15 protein-coding genes are annotated in these 15,176 nt (G+C 50.1%); 6 read left to right on the plus strand and 9 right to left on the minus strand.

What is annotated here, in order from left to right:
- Positions 1-158: 158 nt before the first annotated feature.
- The 4 genes from ACN0YR_RS02810 to ACN0YR_RS02825 form a co-directional block, all read right to left on the minus strand.
- The gene (locus tag ACN0YR_RS02810) at positions 159-941 is read right to left on the minus strand and encodes an SDR family NAD(P)-dependent oxidoreductase (RefSeq protein WP_417847681.1); all 783 of its coding nucleotides are present in this window, start codon (positions 939-941) and stop codon (positions 159-161) included.
- An 84-nt stretch (positions 942-1,025) separates the two neighbouring features.
- Entirely contained in the window at positions 1,026-2,105 is a 1,080-nt protein-coding gene (locus tag ACN0YR_RS02815; protein WP_417847682.1) for a lactonase family protein, read from the minus strand.
- 68 nt (positions 2,106-2,173) lie between these two features.
- Positions 2,174-2,839, minus strand: a complete 666-nt coding sequence (locus ACN0YR_RS02820; protein ID WP_417847683.1) for an RraA family protein — start codon at positions 2,837-2,839, stop codon at positions 2,174-2,176.
- Between the two features lie 461 nt (positions 2,840-3,300).
- Positions 3,301-4,509: a hypothetical protein gene (locus ACN0YR_RS02825; protein WP_417847684.1), complete on the minus strand. Its 1,209-nt coding sequence runs from the start codon at positions 4,507-4,509 to the stop codon at positions 3,301-3,303.
- A gap of 262 nt (positions 4,510-4,771) precedes the next feature.
- Here ACN0YR_RS02825 and ACN0YR_RS02830 point away from each other — a divergent pair, with 262 nt between their 5' ends.
- From ACN0YR_RS02830 to ACN0YR_RS02855, 6 genes are all read left to right on the plus strand, one after another.
- A complete protein-coding gene (locus ACN0YR_RS02830; RefSeq protein WP_417847685.1) occupies positions 4,772-5,230 on the plus strand; it encodes a response regulator in 459 nt (152 codons plus the stop codon).
- Between the two features lie 518 nt (positions 5,231-5,748).
- A complete protein-coding gene (gene rpmJ / locus ACN0YR_RS02835; protein ID WP_145202693.1) occupies positions 5,749-5,865 on the plus strand; it encodes a 50S ribosomal protein L36 in 117 nt (38 codons plus the stop codon).
- Between the two features lie 164 nt (positions 5,866-6,029).
- Positions 6,030-6,416 (plus strand): 30S ribosomal protein S13, encoded by a 387-nt coding sequence (gene rpsM / locus ACN0YR_RS02840; RefSeq protein ID WP_417847686.1) that lies wholly within the window; start codon positions 6,030-6,032, stop codon positions 6,414-6,416.
- Between the two features lie 151 nt (positions 6,417-6,567).
- Entirely contained in the window at positions 6,568-6,951 is a 384-nt protein-coding gene (gene rpsK / locus ACN0YR_RS02845) for a 30S ribosomal protein S11 (RefSeq protein ID WP_145202687.1), read from the plus strand.
- Positions 6,952-7,049: 98 nt separating this feature from the next.
- Positions 7,050-8,060 (plus strand): DNA-directed RNA polymerase subunit alpha, encoded by a 1,011-nt coding sequence (locus tag ACN0YR_RS02850; protein WP_145202684.1) that lies wholly within the window; start codon positions 7,050-7,052, stop codon positions 8,058-8,060.
- Between the two features lie 126 nt (positions 8,061-8,186).
- Positions 8,187-8,888, plus strand: coding sequence for a bL17 family ribosomal protein (locus ACN0YR_RS02855; protein WP_417847687.1), 702 nt, complete (start codon positions 8,187-8,189; stop codon positions 8,886-8,888).
- Between the two features lie 410 nt (positions 8,889-9,298).
- On the opposite strand, the gene ACN0YR_RS02860 is transcribed toward ACN0YR_RS02855, so the two are convergent.
- From ACN0YR_RS02860 to sppA, 5 genes are all read right to left on the minus strand, one after another.
- Positions 9,299-9,505, minus strand: a complete 207-nt coding sequence (locus ACN0YR_RS02860) for a LapA family protein (protein ID WP_417847688.1) — start codon at positions 9,503-9,505, stop codon at positions 9,299-9,301.
- A 68-nt stretch (positions 9,506-9,573) separates the two neighbouring features.
- A complete protein-coding gene (locus ACN0YR_RS02865; protein WP_417847689.1) occupies positions 9,574-11,394 on the minus strand; it encodes a PQQ-binding-like beta-propeller repeat protein in 1,821 nt (606 codons plus the stop codon).
- Between the two features lie 296 nt (positions 11,395-11,690).
- A complete protein-coding gene (dprA, locus tag ACN0YR_RS02870) occupies positions 11,691-12,812 on the minus strand; it encodes a DNA-processing protein DprA (protein ID WP_417847690.1) in 1,122 nt (373 codons plus the stop codon).
- Between the two features lie 36 nt (positions 12,813-12,848).
- The gene (gene truB / locus ACN0YR_RS02875; protein ID WP_417847691.1) at positions 12,849-13,760 is read right to left on the minus strand and encodes a tRNA pseudouridine(55) synthase TruB; all 912 of its coding nucleotides are present in this window, start codon (positions 13,758-13,760) and stop codon (positions 12,849-12,851) included.
- A 308-nt stretch (positions 13,761-14,068) separates the two neighbouring features.
- Positions 14,069-15,100 (minus strand): signal peptide peptidase SppA, encoded by a 1,032-nt coding sequence (sppA, locus tag ACN0YR_RS02880; RefSeq protein ID WP_417847692.1) that lies wholly within the window; start codon positions 15,098-15,100, stop codon positions 14,069-14,071.
- Between the last annotated feature and the right edge of the window lie 76 nt (positions 15,101-15,176).

The raw sequence follows: 15,176 nt of genomic DNA on the forward strand, positions 1-15,176 counted from the left end.
CGGAACAAGTGCAACACGAGCACACAGTCAAGCAAATTCATTACAAAAGAAGCTGGTCTCGAATTGTCGAGACCAGCTTCTTTTTTTGGATTCTCCTGTGAAGCTCAGGGTGCTTCACGAGTGCCGGCGATCTCAGTCTCGCTCGGGAGGGGATGAGTTCAGACCAGTGTGTAGCCACCGTCGATGACGAGGGTGGCGCCGGTCATGTAGCGGGAAGCGTCGCTCGCAAGGTAAACGGCAAGTGGGCCGAGATCTTCCGGGGGACCAAAGTCTCCGAGTGGAATCTGTTTTCTGAAGTCGTCAATCATTTCCGGATTCTCTTTCGACCAACGTACATTGGGAGCCGTCATGAATCCACCGGGGCAAATCGCATTGGCTGTGATTTTATGTGCAGCCCAATCAACTGCAATCGCCTTGGTGAATTGGACAACAGCCGCCTTCGCGGTTTCGTAATGTCGTCCATGAATGTTTCGACCAGCGACCAAGGCATTGATGGACGAAATGTTGATGATGCGACCTCCGCGACCCGCTTCGATCATCGCTCCGCCAATGATCTTCGTACAAACAAAAACGGAGGTCAGATTTAGATCGATCAACTCCTGCCACGTCGTCAGCGGCATCTCTTCAGTAGGAATATTTTCACGACGTCCACCGACATTGTTGATGAGAATGTCAATCGGGCCGATCTCGGAAAGAGCTTGCGTGCACGCCGCTTCGGAAGCTGCCGGGTTCCCCATATCAGCTTGAATCGTCCATGCTTCTCGTCCAAGATTGCGAATTTCCTTCGCCGTTTGATCGAGGCTCTCCTGGTCACGCCCTGTGAGAATGACATCGGCTCCGGCGTCTGCAATTGCCAGAGCCATCTCACGGCCAAGCCCTCGGCTTCCACCGGTGATCAACAGGCGTTTTCCATTCAGGCGGAATCTGTCAAAGATGCTCATGTGGTCAATCACTGGAAGGAGCAGGGGAGCTCAAGCAATCGTTGCTCGATGCTGACAGGCTTAATCGTCGGCAGTCATGATCGCTTACTGCAATAACCGAAGGCACGAAGGCATTTTTACTTCAACCTGATCACCATGAGCCGTCAGTTTTCCGGTCTCCTGGTCGATCTGGAAAATGACGATATTGTTTCCAGGCATGTTCGCGCAGAGTAACCATTTCCCGTCAGGAGAAATGAGTAAGTTTTGCGGGCCTTTTCCCAGGCTGGGTTCAATTCCAAGCAGGGATAGTGCGCCATTCTCGTCGATGCTGTACATGGCGATGCTGTCGTGACCGCGATTGGTTCCGTAAAGAAACTTCCCGTTGGGAGTAATTTTTAGATCAGCACAGTAGCTGGCCTCTGTAAAATCGTCCGGCAAAGTCGAGATCGTTTTTCGTTCGGTCAGTCGCCCTGATTCAGGTTCGTAATCAAAGTGAGTGACACTGTTCTTGAGTTCGTTGATTACGTAGACCTGTTTTCCGTTCGGGTGAAACGTCACATGTCGTGGGCCAGAACCGGGTGGTAAGCGAACAAACGGCTGCGACTCATTTGGCGTCAACGTGGCCGATTCCGCATCGAGTTGATAGATCAAAATCTTGTCGATTCCTAAGTCGGCAGCCAGTGCAAATCGATCGTCCGGACTGATTTCGATGGAGTGAGCATTGGGCCCTTTCTGACGTTTGGGGTCGACGCTTGAACCATGATGCTGAACAAACGACGCACTCGGTTCGATGCTCCCCTCGCTTGAGATTGGAAACGCCGCGACACTTCCTGATGAGTAGTTTGCAACGACGACGCACTTCCCTTTTGAATCAACGTCCAGATAGCAAGAGGCTGTCCCTCGCGCGGTTTGCTGATTCAATCGTTGCAGTTTTCCGGTCTCTTTGTCGATGCGAAAAGCGGCGACCTCTTCATCATCTGGTCCACCGAATTTTTCGGCATCGATCGAGTACAGGAACTTTCCATCTTTGGAAACCGCAAGAAAAAACGGGCTGGAAACTTCAGTCGTCTCATGACGCAGCTTCAGTGTTCCAGCCTTTGTGTTGAACTCATAAGCACGAATCGCTCCTTCATCACCCGCTACGAACGAGGAGACAAACAGAGTTGGCTCAGCAGATTGCAGCAATTTTGATCTTCCAAAAAAAGAAAGCACCAATAGGACTGGAAGCAGGATTCGGGCTCGTCGACACATGATTACAGGACTCCATATTTTTCATAAGCAGCAATGGCTTTCATGCCATCACGAATCGCATCACGAACTTCGTTTTCAGCGTAAACTTTTTCCCAGGCAAGTTGAAGAACTTGTGCCTCGACAGCTTGTGGGACAACAACAATTCCATCTTCGTCAGCGACAACAAGATCCCCCGGGGCGAACGTCACGCCATCAATTACGACGGGCACATCCCTATCGATGACTCGCTGACGGTTTTGGCTATCGTACGGGCTGGCTCCTCGTGCGATAACGGGGAAATTCATTGCTCGCATTTTGCTGACGTCGCGAACTGCTCCGTCGATGATCGCTCCAACGCAGCCACCGTTCTTGACAGCTGTTGTTAACAATTCTCCCCAGATTCCGGATCGCATCGAGCCTCCAGCAGCTGCGATCAGGACATCGTCCGGTTGGCAGCTGTCGACTGAAAGAAGCTCAAGCTCGTACGGTTGAGGATCTTCGTGGAACATATCTGCCCACAAAGTCGTGCGGCAGCGTCCCACAATCATCTCGGTTGTTGTGATCTGTTTGAGCGGAATTCGCGGACTCTGATTGGGGTAGCCGACTGCATCCAGTGAATCGCAAATGACTGCACCGTAAAGGTGCTCGCGAATCTGGTCCAATGTGATGTTTTCAGTAGGTGTCGTCATGGTCCTCTTCTTGTGAAAAAACACTCTGCTAACTTGCTAACAATAAAGAACTTAGCGAACAACGACAACAAATTGAACTCGGTGACCTGCTTATCCGGTCTGTTCGATGGATTGTGGTTTCGAAGCAACGAAGATACTTGAAGCAACCTGCTCACTATTCTGCGATAAAAGTCTTGCAGAGATACTCTGGTCGAGAAGTTGCAGTAAAGAAGCCAGGAGGGTGCGGATTGAGAGGTCGCACTCCATCGGAATAGAAGTCCGAAAGAGTCACATTAACCGGAGGCGGCAGAGTGAACGAGAACTGCGAGCTCTCTGGTCTCGGTTTGCTCTACACCTGTGGCTGAGTAAAACCGGTTTCGCCAATAGAATTGCTGCCACGTGGCGAACAGCATTTTTACGAGAGATATGCGTTCTTCACGGGCACACGGTAGAGCAAACTGCTCTAGATGTCAGGATCAGTTCTAAAATGGTTTTACGAATGGAATGGGATTTTGCCTGTTGAGTTGCCAGTTGGGAGCTTGTGGTTTGCGGTTCTCGCTAGGGGCGCTGGGAGCTGGAGCCTCGATTCCGAATACTGGATGTGCGGCACTATGCGGTGGCGGAGTTTGGACAGAGGCTTGCTCATCTTGCGGGATCAGTGCTCGTAGAACGTCGGTGAAGAGGTCCTCCTTCTTTTGTATCACTGGTTGCTTACGTTGAAGGTTCGAGTTTTTCTGGGTTGAAAGATCTTCGCCCTCAAAAATTGGGATCGGGCTTTGAAGTTTGGGAAGCCCTTTCGGGTTGGGCGCTTGAAACGTGAAGTCCTTCGGGAAAATTTGATCGACAACGCTCGAGAGACTTTCTTTCAGTCCCTTTTCAGGTTTATTTGGTGTCGCACTGGGAGGCGTTGTTTTTTCTACCTGCAGCTTTGGTGTGTCGATTTCGAAATCTTTAAGAGGGAAGACTGGATCGGGGACAGGTTTGTCCTGTGCGGGCTGCACTTCGAATTTTTGCTCCAGGACGTTCTGGTCGATGATCTTCGATTCACCGTTTGGCGAAGTGAATTTAATCGGAACGAGTGATTCCATAGCCAGCTTTGCCTTTTCGGCAGCCGATCCCGGTGTTGGAGTTGACTGGACTTCGGTTTGCTTGGGAAAGATTGAGTTTAATGCACCATCGGCGAGCAAGTCAGGGCGTCCGCCTTTGACTGCGGCTTCAGCAACTTCAGGGTGCTGCCGCCACATGGAGAGGCTCCACTTTCTGACATCGACGTAGGTACTGCGGATTGGAGGTCGATTCGATCTGGGGAGCACGATTAAACCGTCATTGGTGTTGATCACATGCACTTGCATCGCAAGCAGTGAAAGAACACTCCCGAGAAACAGGCCTGCCAAAAATGTTTTCAGTCCAAACATCGTACTCATCTCCGCTGAGACATTTCGTCCCGATTCGAAAGCCGAGCCAAGCTGGTTCAGCCGTTGAGAGATCAGCCTCTGTTTTCGAATCAGTTCTAAAGTTGAGATCCAGATTGGAACCCAGCTTCTGTGCAAAAATTGCACACTCAAACCTATCACTCCTGCGAGGGGCTGCTTGACTGAACTCCCTTTTGCGATGGGGAATTCCTTGTTTTTGTAGTCGAGAGTCGTTGAAGGTGCTGCAACGAGAGAGCTTTCGCCAATGATAAAACTCAACTTGAATGTTGTGGTCAGCAGGACATGCAGAAGCGATGACAGATTGCCTAAGCGGACCTCAAGTATGGGGGCCTTGCTGGATGTCTCCGTTGATGATTCTGTACCTCTCGAAAAGGGGATGACCTCTGCTGCCGGCCTCCCGAGATTGGAATCAGCAATTTAATTAGCGTCTGTTGCTTGGTTTATTCCTCATGATTGTTCAAAATCGGATAAGGTGTGAAGCTGTACAGCACTGTTCATTGAAAGAAATGGCGAAGTTGCGATGAGTCAAACTGAGAATCCAGTTGGTCGTATATTGATTGCGGACGACAACGAACAAAACCGGGAACTGCTCGAAGCATATTTGAGTGATGAACCGCACGAGATTTTAATGGCTGCCGATGGTCAAGAGACGGTCGCAGTGGCGCGTGAAAAACAGCCCGATCTCATATTGCTCGATATTATGATGCCCAAAATGAGCGGTTATGAGGTCTGTCAGAAGTTGCGGGCTGACGAATCGACGGCGAAAATTCCAGTGCTCATGGTCACCGCACTCAAAGAAATGGGTGACATTGAAAAAGCTGTAGCTGCCGGAGCGGACGATTTTCTCACGAAGCCCGTGCATCGACTGGAACTGAAAACACGTGTCCGGTCCCTGTTGAGAGTTCGGCATTTGAGCAACGAGCGAGACCGACTACTTGCGTACTTGGCGGAAGTCGACTCGTCAGCTTCTCCCAAATAGTCAACTTAAAAGGTCAAGAACATGCAGAGAGATGAGCCTGTTGGCTGTTGAACTGTTACTCTGAATTGCTACTGAACAGCACTTCGAGAGGAAAAATGGACTCAGAGGTACAAGATTTCTCACATTATTGAAGTGTTAATCGAGTCAAAGTAATTGTCGAAGAGTATTTGAAGCAGTGAGTTTGAGGTGTATCGTTCTTCAGCCAGCAGGAGGAAATGCTAAGGACGATTTGCCAGTGCAGAGAGCTCAGACAACGTAAGTTCCGTATTTGCAATGTTTTGTGAGCGAAATTGGGATTTGGAAATATTTTTCAGAAAATTCAAATTTCTTTTTGAAATGTTGCCGTCAGAAGCAATATCTTATTTGCGGAGAAGACTTTACAGCACAGAGATGCCAGTTTTTGAATTTCGAGGCCATAACTTGCTCAAACGGTAGTTGCTTGCTTATACTGCCCTGCTTTGAAATTCAGCAGCGCTCGCGGTATCTTCCGACGAGTAACATCGCGGAGTATTGGAATAATGAAGGTCCGTTCAAGCGTCAAACGCATTTGTGACCAGTGTAAAGTCGTTCGCCGTAAAGGGAAGAACTTCGTAATTTGTGCAGCGAATCCTCGGCATAAACAACGCCAAGGCTAATTTCGCGCTCAAAGGGTGAAAGGTCTGTATCGACCGATCACTTTGTATATCATTGATTGCCTGGTACTCTTAAGTTCTGGGCAGTTGCTGATTACGTAAGTTCAGCGATACAAAGACGTTTCGACTAATAATTGCGAACAGAATCATAATCAGGAAGTACGATCATGCCTCGTGTTTTGGGGGTAGATATTCCCAACGAAAAGCCAACGTATATCTCATTGCAATACCTGCATGGGATTGGCGAGAAATCTGCCATTGATATTTGCCGGAAGTTGGGGTTGGATACGCGACGTCGTGCTCGTGAACTAAGCGAAGACGATATCCAGCGAATCAACAACCTCCTCGATACCGACTTCGTGGTGGAAGGTCAGTTGCGACGTCAAACAGGCGAGAACATTGCTCGTTTGCGTTCTGTGCAGTGCTATCGTGGTGTTCGTCACCGCCGTGGGCTTCCTGTGCGTGGCCAAAACACACAAACAAACGCCCGTACCCGCAAAGGTGGCAAGAAAACTGTCGCGGGTAAGAAGGGTGTGAAAGATATGCGTCACTAAGATTGTGTCGTGGCTGATTCTGAGTACGAACTCGCTGCTTGAGTCGCTCAGGAGTTTAGTCCCGTTATCGAAGTGCAAGGTTGAGTGAATTAGTCAACTCAATCATTTCATTGCCCAAATTTCCATCACTTTTGCTTGGGGAGTTCTGTCCGTGGCCAAGGCCAAACAGAAAAAGCGTACGCGACGCAACGTCAATCGCGGAATTGCACATGTCAAAGCGACATTCAACAACACCCTGATCTCCATTTCGGATACGAACGGGGATGTGTTGTGTTGGGCGTCAGCTGGGACAGTTGGATTCAAAGGCTCTCGAAAGAGCACTCCTTTCGCTGCTCAACGAGCTGCTGAAACTTGTGCGGACCGTGCTCGTAAGTATGGGATTCGTGAACTTGAAGTCAAAGTGAAAGGCCCTGGTTCAGGTCGCGAAAGTGCGATCACCGGGCTACAGGTCGGCGGAATTTCAATCAAGGCGATTGAAGACGTGACCCCACTTCCCCATAACGGTTGCCGACCTCGTAAGCGTCGACGCGTTTGACGAAGTGTTGATCTCGCCGGAAGATTGCCGGTGAATCAATATCGATGTCAAGTTGTCGTTTCGTTTACTGGCTTAATCTTTGAACAGGAGACTGCACGGTGCGAATCCGTTGGAGAAATCTCGAGCTTCCAAGTCGTGTTGTTGCTGATCGCGACACCTATACGAACATGTATGGCTGCTTTACTGCAGAGCCATTTGAGCGTGGGTTCGGTCACACACTCGCGAACAGCTTGCGGCGTATTCTACTTTCAAGTCTTGAAGGAAGTGCCGTCAGCAGAGTGAAGATCGCAAGTGTTCAGCATGAATTCACCACTATTCCAGGTGTGGTTGAAGACATCACTGATATTTGCTTGAACCTGAAGTCTCTGGTTGTCAAAAATCATAGCAGCACCAATAAAACTCTTCGAATCGAAAAACACGAACGAGGAGTTGTCACGGGTGCGGATGTTATTACCGATGATCAGGTTGAAGTGATCAACAAAGATTTGATCATTGCGACAATGACAGACGACGTTCCACTCAGCATGGAACTGACTGTCGAAAACGGTCGTGGTTATGTCTCTGCGAAAGAGGCTTACGAGAACAGCCCTGAGTTGGGAATTATTCCACTCGATGCAGCGTTCTCGCCTGTCACCCGCGTGCGATACAAAGTTGAAGATACTCGTGTTGGTCAACGAACCAACTACGACAAACTGACACTGGAAATCTGGACAGACGGAACAGTCAATCCAGAGATGGCACTGGTTGAAGCTTCGAAAATTCTTCGTAAGCACCTTAACCCGTTCATCAACTACCAGGAACCTGGACCGGAACTTCCACCGGAAGCAGGTCTCAAAGGAATGCTCGAACAGACCGGGTACTCTCCAATCGATCTCGAATTGGAAGAGAAACTCAACCGCAGCTTGGCAGAGTTGAATCTCTCTGTCCGTGCGACAAACTGTTTGGAGTCAGAAGGAATCAATACAGTCCGTGATCTTGTCTCACGCACTGAAGATGCCTTGTTGACGGTTCGCAACTTTGGAGAGACCACTCTCACTGAAGTTCGTGAGCAACTGACCGAACTTGGACTCCGGTTAGGAATGAGAGTTCCTGAACGAAGCCGACTGTAAAAAGTCAGCTGCTGAGATTCATAATCTGATTACAGGCAACCTGCCTAATTTATTGAAACAGAGATCGTTGCTGCCGTACGGTAGCGAATTTCACTCTTAACAGAGTGATCGACTGGATGATGACCCATGCGACATAGAATGAGTGGCCGTAAACTCGGCCGGAATGCAAGCCATCGGAAAGCCATGTTTCGCAACATGGCAGCCAGCCTGATTAAAACCGTCCGAGCCGTAGAGGGCGACGAAGGGGCAGCTAAAGTTCCAGGTCGAATTGTGACCACTGTTGCGAAAGCAAAAGAACTTCGCCCTTATGTTGAAAAACTCGTCACTCTCGCTAAGAAAGCTCAGAAGCACGAAGCACAGGCTGAAGAGTACGCGACAACTGCAGAACGTAACACTTCTGAGTGGAAAACGTGGCGTGGATCTGATCAGTGGAATCAATGGAATCAAGCCATTGCTCCTGCGATCGATTATCGTCGACGTGCTTTTGCACTCCTTCGTGATAAAGACGCTGTCGACATTCTGTTCTCGGAACTCGGTGAGAGATTCGAAGACCGAAACGGTGGCTACACTCGTATTGTTCGCCTTGCCAAAGTTCGACTCGGAGATGCTGGTGAGCAAGCTCTGATTGAATTTGTCGGCATTCGTGACCGCGTAAAAACAACGCACACTGCTCCAGTTGTCGTTGACGACGAAGAGCCAACGAATGAAGCTTCATCCGTAGAAAGCGACTCAGAAGCTGCTGAGGAAGCAGACTCGCCAGAAGCAGAAGCTTCTGATGAAACTCCTGAAGTCGAAGCAAGTTCAGAAGAAGAGAAGAAAGAAGAGTAAACAACTTTCTTTCTCAGAGATATGAAGGCCGCGAGGGTTCGCGGCCTTTTTTATTTGCCTGACTGCTTCGTTGTTGCTCTGTGATGCGGTCGCCTTCTTCAATAATTTCCACCTGCATTTCCACCTGGCTGTTCAGCGTATGCTTAAGCTCTGGCTGCAGGCTGCCCTGTTTTCTGTGCCCGATCGCAAATCGATCTCTTCGGGACGTTCTGTGCTCTATGTAAGTCGAGTTCTTCTTCGCTTCCGTGAGGCCGAGCGGGATTCCTCTCACCAGGGGGATAGCTGCTTTTCACGAGGCTGATTGCACGAAGGGGCTTGCAAACTGTTTCAGGATCTCATCATTGTGAGTGCTGGAATGTTAGTTCTCGACGTACGGTGAGAGCCCTTTGAGGTAGTCTGTTATTTCTTGTTCACTTCTTCTTGCGTGAATTCCACCGTCCTGCAACGACGAGCCCTAATAAGAATCCTACTACTAAAGTGATGAATAGTAGGGTCGCTCGTGGCATGGAGATCGTGGTGAAGAGAACTTTTGTCTCCACGACTGCTGTGTTCTGAAGCACGACAATCAGGACGAGTAGAGCGGCGATCACACTGCCGATAATTTTGGCTTTCTTCATTTCATCTCCGAGTTTGTTGCGTTGGCTGCGGTTTGCAACTCTATCGGTCTATCACAATGCGAAACAAGTCACTCTTCTGATTGGCTGGCAGTCTCACTCTTTTCTGCACTGACGACTTCATTTTCTGACGTCTGCGATGGTTCATTTGGATTTGCTCGCAGATCGTAGCAGGCGATTTCGGTTGCGTTCCGAACCAAGGCTTTGCCGTATGCGATTGCAAGCGGATTCCACGTTTTGGCGTCTTCTGAGAGCACTTTCAGGACACTCACTTCGATCAGTCTTTCAGGGTTTGGCTCTATCAGGACCAAGTCTCCTTTTTCTGTCAGGAGAACGATGTGGTCGTCGCACAGCAGCATTTGTCCATGTCCGTACCGGCCTCGAAGTTCTGTTCGTCCCCCCTTCCATGTTCGTTTTCCGGTTTTGGGATCCAGGCAAACCATGATTCCCTCATCTAGGCCATAGACGTAGCCGTTGTAATAGACAGGGTTTGAAAACTTGCTGCGTAGTTGGGTTGACGCCCAAAGTTCGTTTTGCGTCCATTTGTTGTCTGCGTATTTGAGTTCTAGCAGCACACTGCCAGCAGCGTAGCCCGCAGAAAACATCACGCGATTGTCATCCAGTACGAACGGTTGGGCAACATTGATATAGTCTCCTGCAACAAACGGTCGAGACCAGAGTTCCTTCCCGTTGTTCGGATCGTTTCCGCGGAAGCCGGCTCCATCAAAGTTGAGGATGACTTCCTGCCCGGAGATTTTTGCGAGCATCGGAGAGGAATAGCCCGGGATGGTGACGCCTTGAATTCCTTCAACCGCATCGACACCCGTTTTGAACTCTTTCAGCTCGAGGTTTGGGTCTGGTAACCCATCGCTTTTCCAGCTGAACGTTCCTGTCTCAAGTTTGTATGCGACAAGACCGTTGCCTTGTTGCTCGAGTGCAGCCTTGGTCGGGTGTTTTAATCCTCCAATGTTGACGATCACATGATCGTTGTGGATCAGCGGAGAGGATGTCATTCCCCAGGTCGTGGTTGGCAATTGAAATTGCTGCAACACATTCACATGCCATTTAGGTTTGCCTGTCTTTAAGTCCAGGCAGTAGAGGTCACCGTAGCATCCAAATGAATACACGGCGTGCTGGTGAATCGTTGGTGTTGAGCGTGGCCCCGGTCCACCAAGGGCGTTGAAGTACGCTGGATAGCGATGTTCCCAAAACTCGTTCCCTGTCTCGATATCATAAGAGACGACAGCTTCGTGCTTACCTCGTTGTTCCATCGTAATGACAATGGGGTCAACGATTGAAAACGAAGAGTAGCCTCCACCGATGGGATGTCTCCAGAGTTCAGTCGGCGGGTTAGATTCCCAGTCTGTTCGCAGCTCGGGACCGATCACCACTCCGTCTCGGTGGATCCCTCGATAGGCAGGGACATCTTCTGGGGAAAATTGTGCGACCTGTTCAATTTTTTCTGTTGAGGCTACTTCGGAAGTTTGTTGGTACTCTTGCAGTATTTCCTGTGGTGATTTTTCCCAGCGATACTTAAAGCTAAGAACCATGTCGCCGTCAAAGTCGGGGCTTCGGATCGATGCAAGCCAGATGATAAGGCCAATGAGCAGTGGTAAGCCGATGGGCAAAGTGACTTTGCGGCTAAGAGGCGAAAAGCAGAACCACCAGAGAATGATCAGCAGACCCGACAGTGCAATTTGTGAGTAAGTGATGAGGTTTACGACCGCGACACCGACAGCAGGGTCCCAGAAAAGTCGCATTCCCAATTGCATCACCAGGAAGGCGATAAGGATCCATTTCAGGAAAGTGCCGAATCGGCTTCTCCCCCGAGAAGGACCATCGGGGGTTGCATGATGAGTCTCGGCAGTTGGATCAATGGAGTCGTGGGTCATGTTGAGTCTCTGGCGATGTCAGCCAATTTGTTGCTTTTGGTAGCTTTCTAAGGGAAGCATCGGATTCAGGCGAGTGAACGTCAAGGAGTACGGGGAATTCCCGTCGCATTCGATCGAATGAATTGGCATCTCTGTTGTGTTCCACTCTCAGGCTTGTCTGTAGCATTTTCTAATGCTTGTCGTGCCTGTGGAGAATCCGTTTCACTTATCAATTTGCTGTTCGCCACAAGGGCGGTACCTGAACATCAACGCGAAGAATGCTTTCGGGGTGAAGTGTCCGGTGGAATTGTGGTGCGTTACCCATGGATTCTTTCGACACAGCTTCCCGGGAGGCGGCGAACAAGACGTTTCATTTCCAGAACGGTTAATGTGGAAAGAACACGTGATGGCGGCATCTCTGCGTTCACGAGGACCTGATCAATTGGGGTGGGAGAGGCGTCGATTAAGTTCAGGACCAACCGTTCCTGTTCGTTGAGGTTCAGTTCTCGCGGAGTATGAACTGTCGTCTCTGGAGTTGATTGTACTGGTTCGACGAGTGGGCCAAGTGCTTCGATGACATCGCTGGCGTTTCGGATCAGGTGGGCTCCGTCGCGGATCAGGTTGTGTGTTCCTTCGCTAGCTGCGCTGTCGATGCGACCGGGGACTGCGAAGACTTCTCGACCCTGTTCGATGGAATGTCTCGCCGTATGCAGCGATCCACTGCGCAGCCCCGCTTCTACAATGATGGTTCCTAGCGACAACCCTGCGATGATACGATTTCGCTGAGGAAACAATCCTTTCTGCGGTCCTCGTTCGAGAGGAGATTCCGAAACGAGTGCCCCTTGATTGATGATCTCGCGTGCTAAGTCTTTGTGTTCTGGTGGGTACATTCTCAGAAGTCCGGGAGCACAGACTGCGATTGTTCTTCCTCCGGCGTCTAAGGCTCCGCGATGGGCTGCGGCGTCGATCCCTCGTGCCAGGCCGCTCACAACGACAATACCCGCACGAGCGAGAGCCCCCGCGAGTATTGTCGCTTGAGTTCGGCCGTAGTGCGTGCAGTGCCGTGAACCGACAATCGCCACGGCGAGAGTGTCGGATTCGATGAGCGTGCCGTTCACATACAGCACTGGTGGAGTGTCGCATGTTTCAGTAAGCATCCGAGGGTAGCGTGGCGAACTTTTCGGGAGAATCGAGATGCCATGCTCGTCAGCTTTCGCGCATTCCAGTTGAGCTTCTTCAAAGTTTCGTCGAGAAGAAATCGCGGCAGAGACTTTTGGACCGATTCCTTGAACAGCGAGTAAATCTTGTCCAGAGGCGGCGAAGATGGCTTGAGCTGATCCGAATCGGTCAAGCAATAATGTTTGTAATCTTGGTCCAAGTCCTGGAGTCAGGTTCAACTGGACAGCGGCGAGAGTTTCAGGATCCATGATGACCGACATGATCTCACTGTTTGTTGAGGTCCAATAATGGAGTAGTTATTCAGGCGAGGGGAAAACCATTTGTGGGGCCAGCAGCAGTTTTCGGTTTTCGGTGATGGCGACGAGTTGCCCCTGTTCATCAATCACGATCACCTTCTCAGCATCGGCGCCACCATGAGCACCAGCACCAGCGTTCCCACTGAAACCTTGAGATCGGATTGAGACTTCCCGGCCGTGGCGAATCAGTTGAATCTCTTCAGCGTTCGCGGTGTATTTCGGGAACCGCTCAAAGAGGATCAGTGGAGACTGTAGTTTTTGCTGAATTCGCTCTTGATCCAGTTCATCGACTGAGATGGAATCTTCGAGAGTAAAGGGGCCGATCGATGTCCGTGTTAAACTCGACATCACAGCTTCCGTTCCAGCCCTGCGGGCGATGTCGCGTCCAAGTGAGCGGACATAAGTTCCGGTTCCACAAGTCATGGAGAGCGTCATCGATTGGTTGTCAAACTGAGAGAGCTCGAGGCGGTCGATGTTCACTTTCCGTGCTGAGAGCTCAACGGTTTCTCCTCGACGGGCAAGGTCGTACGCTCGTTCCCCTTTGACCCAAACTGCGGAATAGACGGGGGGGACCTGTTCAATTTCCCCAAGAAACTCAGGGAGCAAGTTCTGGATTGTCTCTTCAGTAAGGTCTGCCGGAATCGGGACTGACTCGAGGGTTCCTTCGAGATCGTCCGTTTCACTTTTCTTTCCGAAGAGAAAGCCTCCATCATACGACTTTGGGAACTCATGAATGTACGGGACGAGCTTGGTCGCCTTGCCGATGCAAACCAGTAAAACGCCCGTTGCCAACGGGTCGAGAGTTCCCGCATGACCACATTTCACTTTGCGTCCGACGATCCGACTCACACGATTGACGACATCTCTCGATGTCCATCCCGCTGGCTTATTGAGATTTAAAATTCCAAACATCAACCTGAATTCTTCAACTGATTAGAGCATTTCAATACGTGCCGTGTCCGTGAAGTTCACTTTTATGACTTCGTGGGCTGCTCGCCACGAGGCAGAGCGCAAGGCCAGTATTGGATTTATTCCAGAACTGATCCTGAAACCTGAATTCGCTCTCTCAAAGATTGAGAGGTGACTGTTCCACAAGTTTTCAGACTGGTTCTAGCAATAATAAAACTGAACAAGAGGACTGAATCCTTGTTCAATGAGAACGATTCCAGAAGTCTTGCCAGGTGCGGGACTCTTTCGCGGAATCTCTTGGAGGCTCAGTCTTAATAAGAGTCGGACTTCAAGCCGTGTTGGGATCCGAACAGATACATCGCTCGTGGAGTGCTTGCTTCCAGGATTTTGCTGAAGGGATCAATATTGATTTCCGGTTGCCGAGCGGTCACGCTGAGCAAGCTTTCAGTCAGGGAAAGTGGGTATGTGTAATTGATGACCTTGACAGTTTTGAGGCCGAGCTTTTCCTTGAGCTTGGTGAGCGAATCTTCTTCGAACGAAATTTCATCAGCCAGGCCGTTTTTGATGGCTTGATTGGCGGTGTAAACTTGACCTGTTGCCAGTTCGCGGACCTGTTCAAGATTCAGGTTCGGGCGATTTTCAGCAATCACAGAAAGAAAACGATCGAAGGAGTCCTGGATGATCGCATCCCAAACTTGTCGTTCGCGTGGGGACATTTCCTTCAGTGGGTTGAGTGTGTCTTTGAGCGGTCCTGTTGCCAGTGAGTCGGCCTTCACTCCGATTTTGTCGGCCAGTTCTGTCGCGTTGTAGCGTGGAACAATCACGCCGATCGATCCTGTCCATGTTGTCGGCTCTACATAAACGGGGGCATCCGGTCCGGCACCCATCGCGATGTAATAGCCTCCCGAAGCAGCAATCCCTTTCATTTGGACGAACACAGGCTTCTTTTCGGAAAGTATCTTGATTTGGTGATAGATCTCATGGCTATCCGAAACAAGCCCCCCCGGACTGTCGATCACCAACAGCACCCCTTTGACCTCATCGTCTTTCGCTGCCTTCTTAATCGCCTTGATGATCCGATCCGTATACGGATTCATGATCATGAAATTCGCCTCGATCCGAGCGATTTTCGCATCGGCAAGGGAATCACCGGAATGGAACTTTTCATTCGGAGTGTTCGTATCGCTCGTCAAATCCCCCACGCTGGCAAGTAATCCAAGGTTGAGCATCAGAGAAAAAGCGAGTGCAAAGAGAAGGAACATCAACAGCAAACGACGCCCCGGTTGTTGAATGATGATCGTTGGTGTGCCTTGTTCGCCTTTGTGGAGGACTGTTTGGTTCATGTTAAAACACGCAGTTTAGGGTGAATGTAGTAATCGTTCGACTTGTATCACTTTGTGTCGTTGTTCCAGTCGAAAC

Origin of the sequence: Thalassoglobus sp. (assembly GCF_048270125.1) — a bacterium.
Lineage (GTDB): Bacteria > Planctomycetota > Planctomycetia > Planctomycetales > Planctomycetaceae > Thalassoglobus.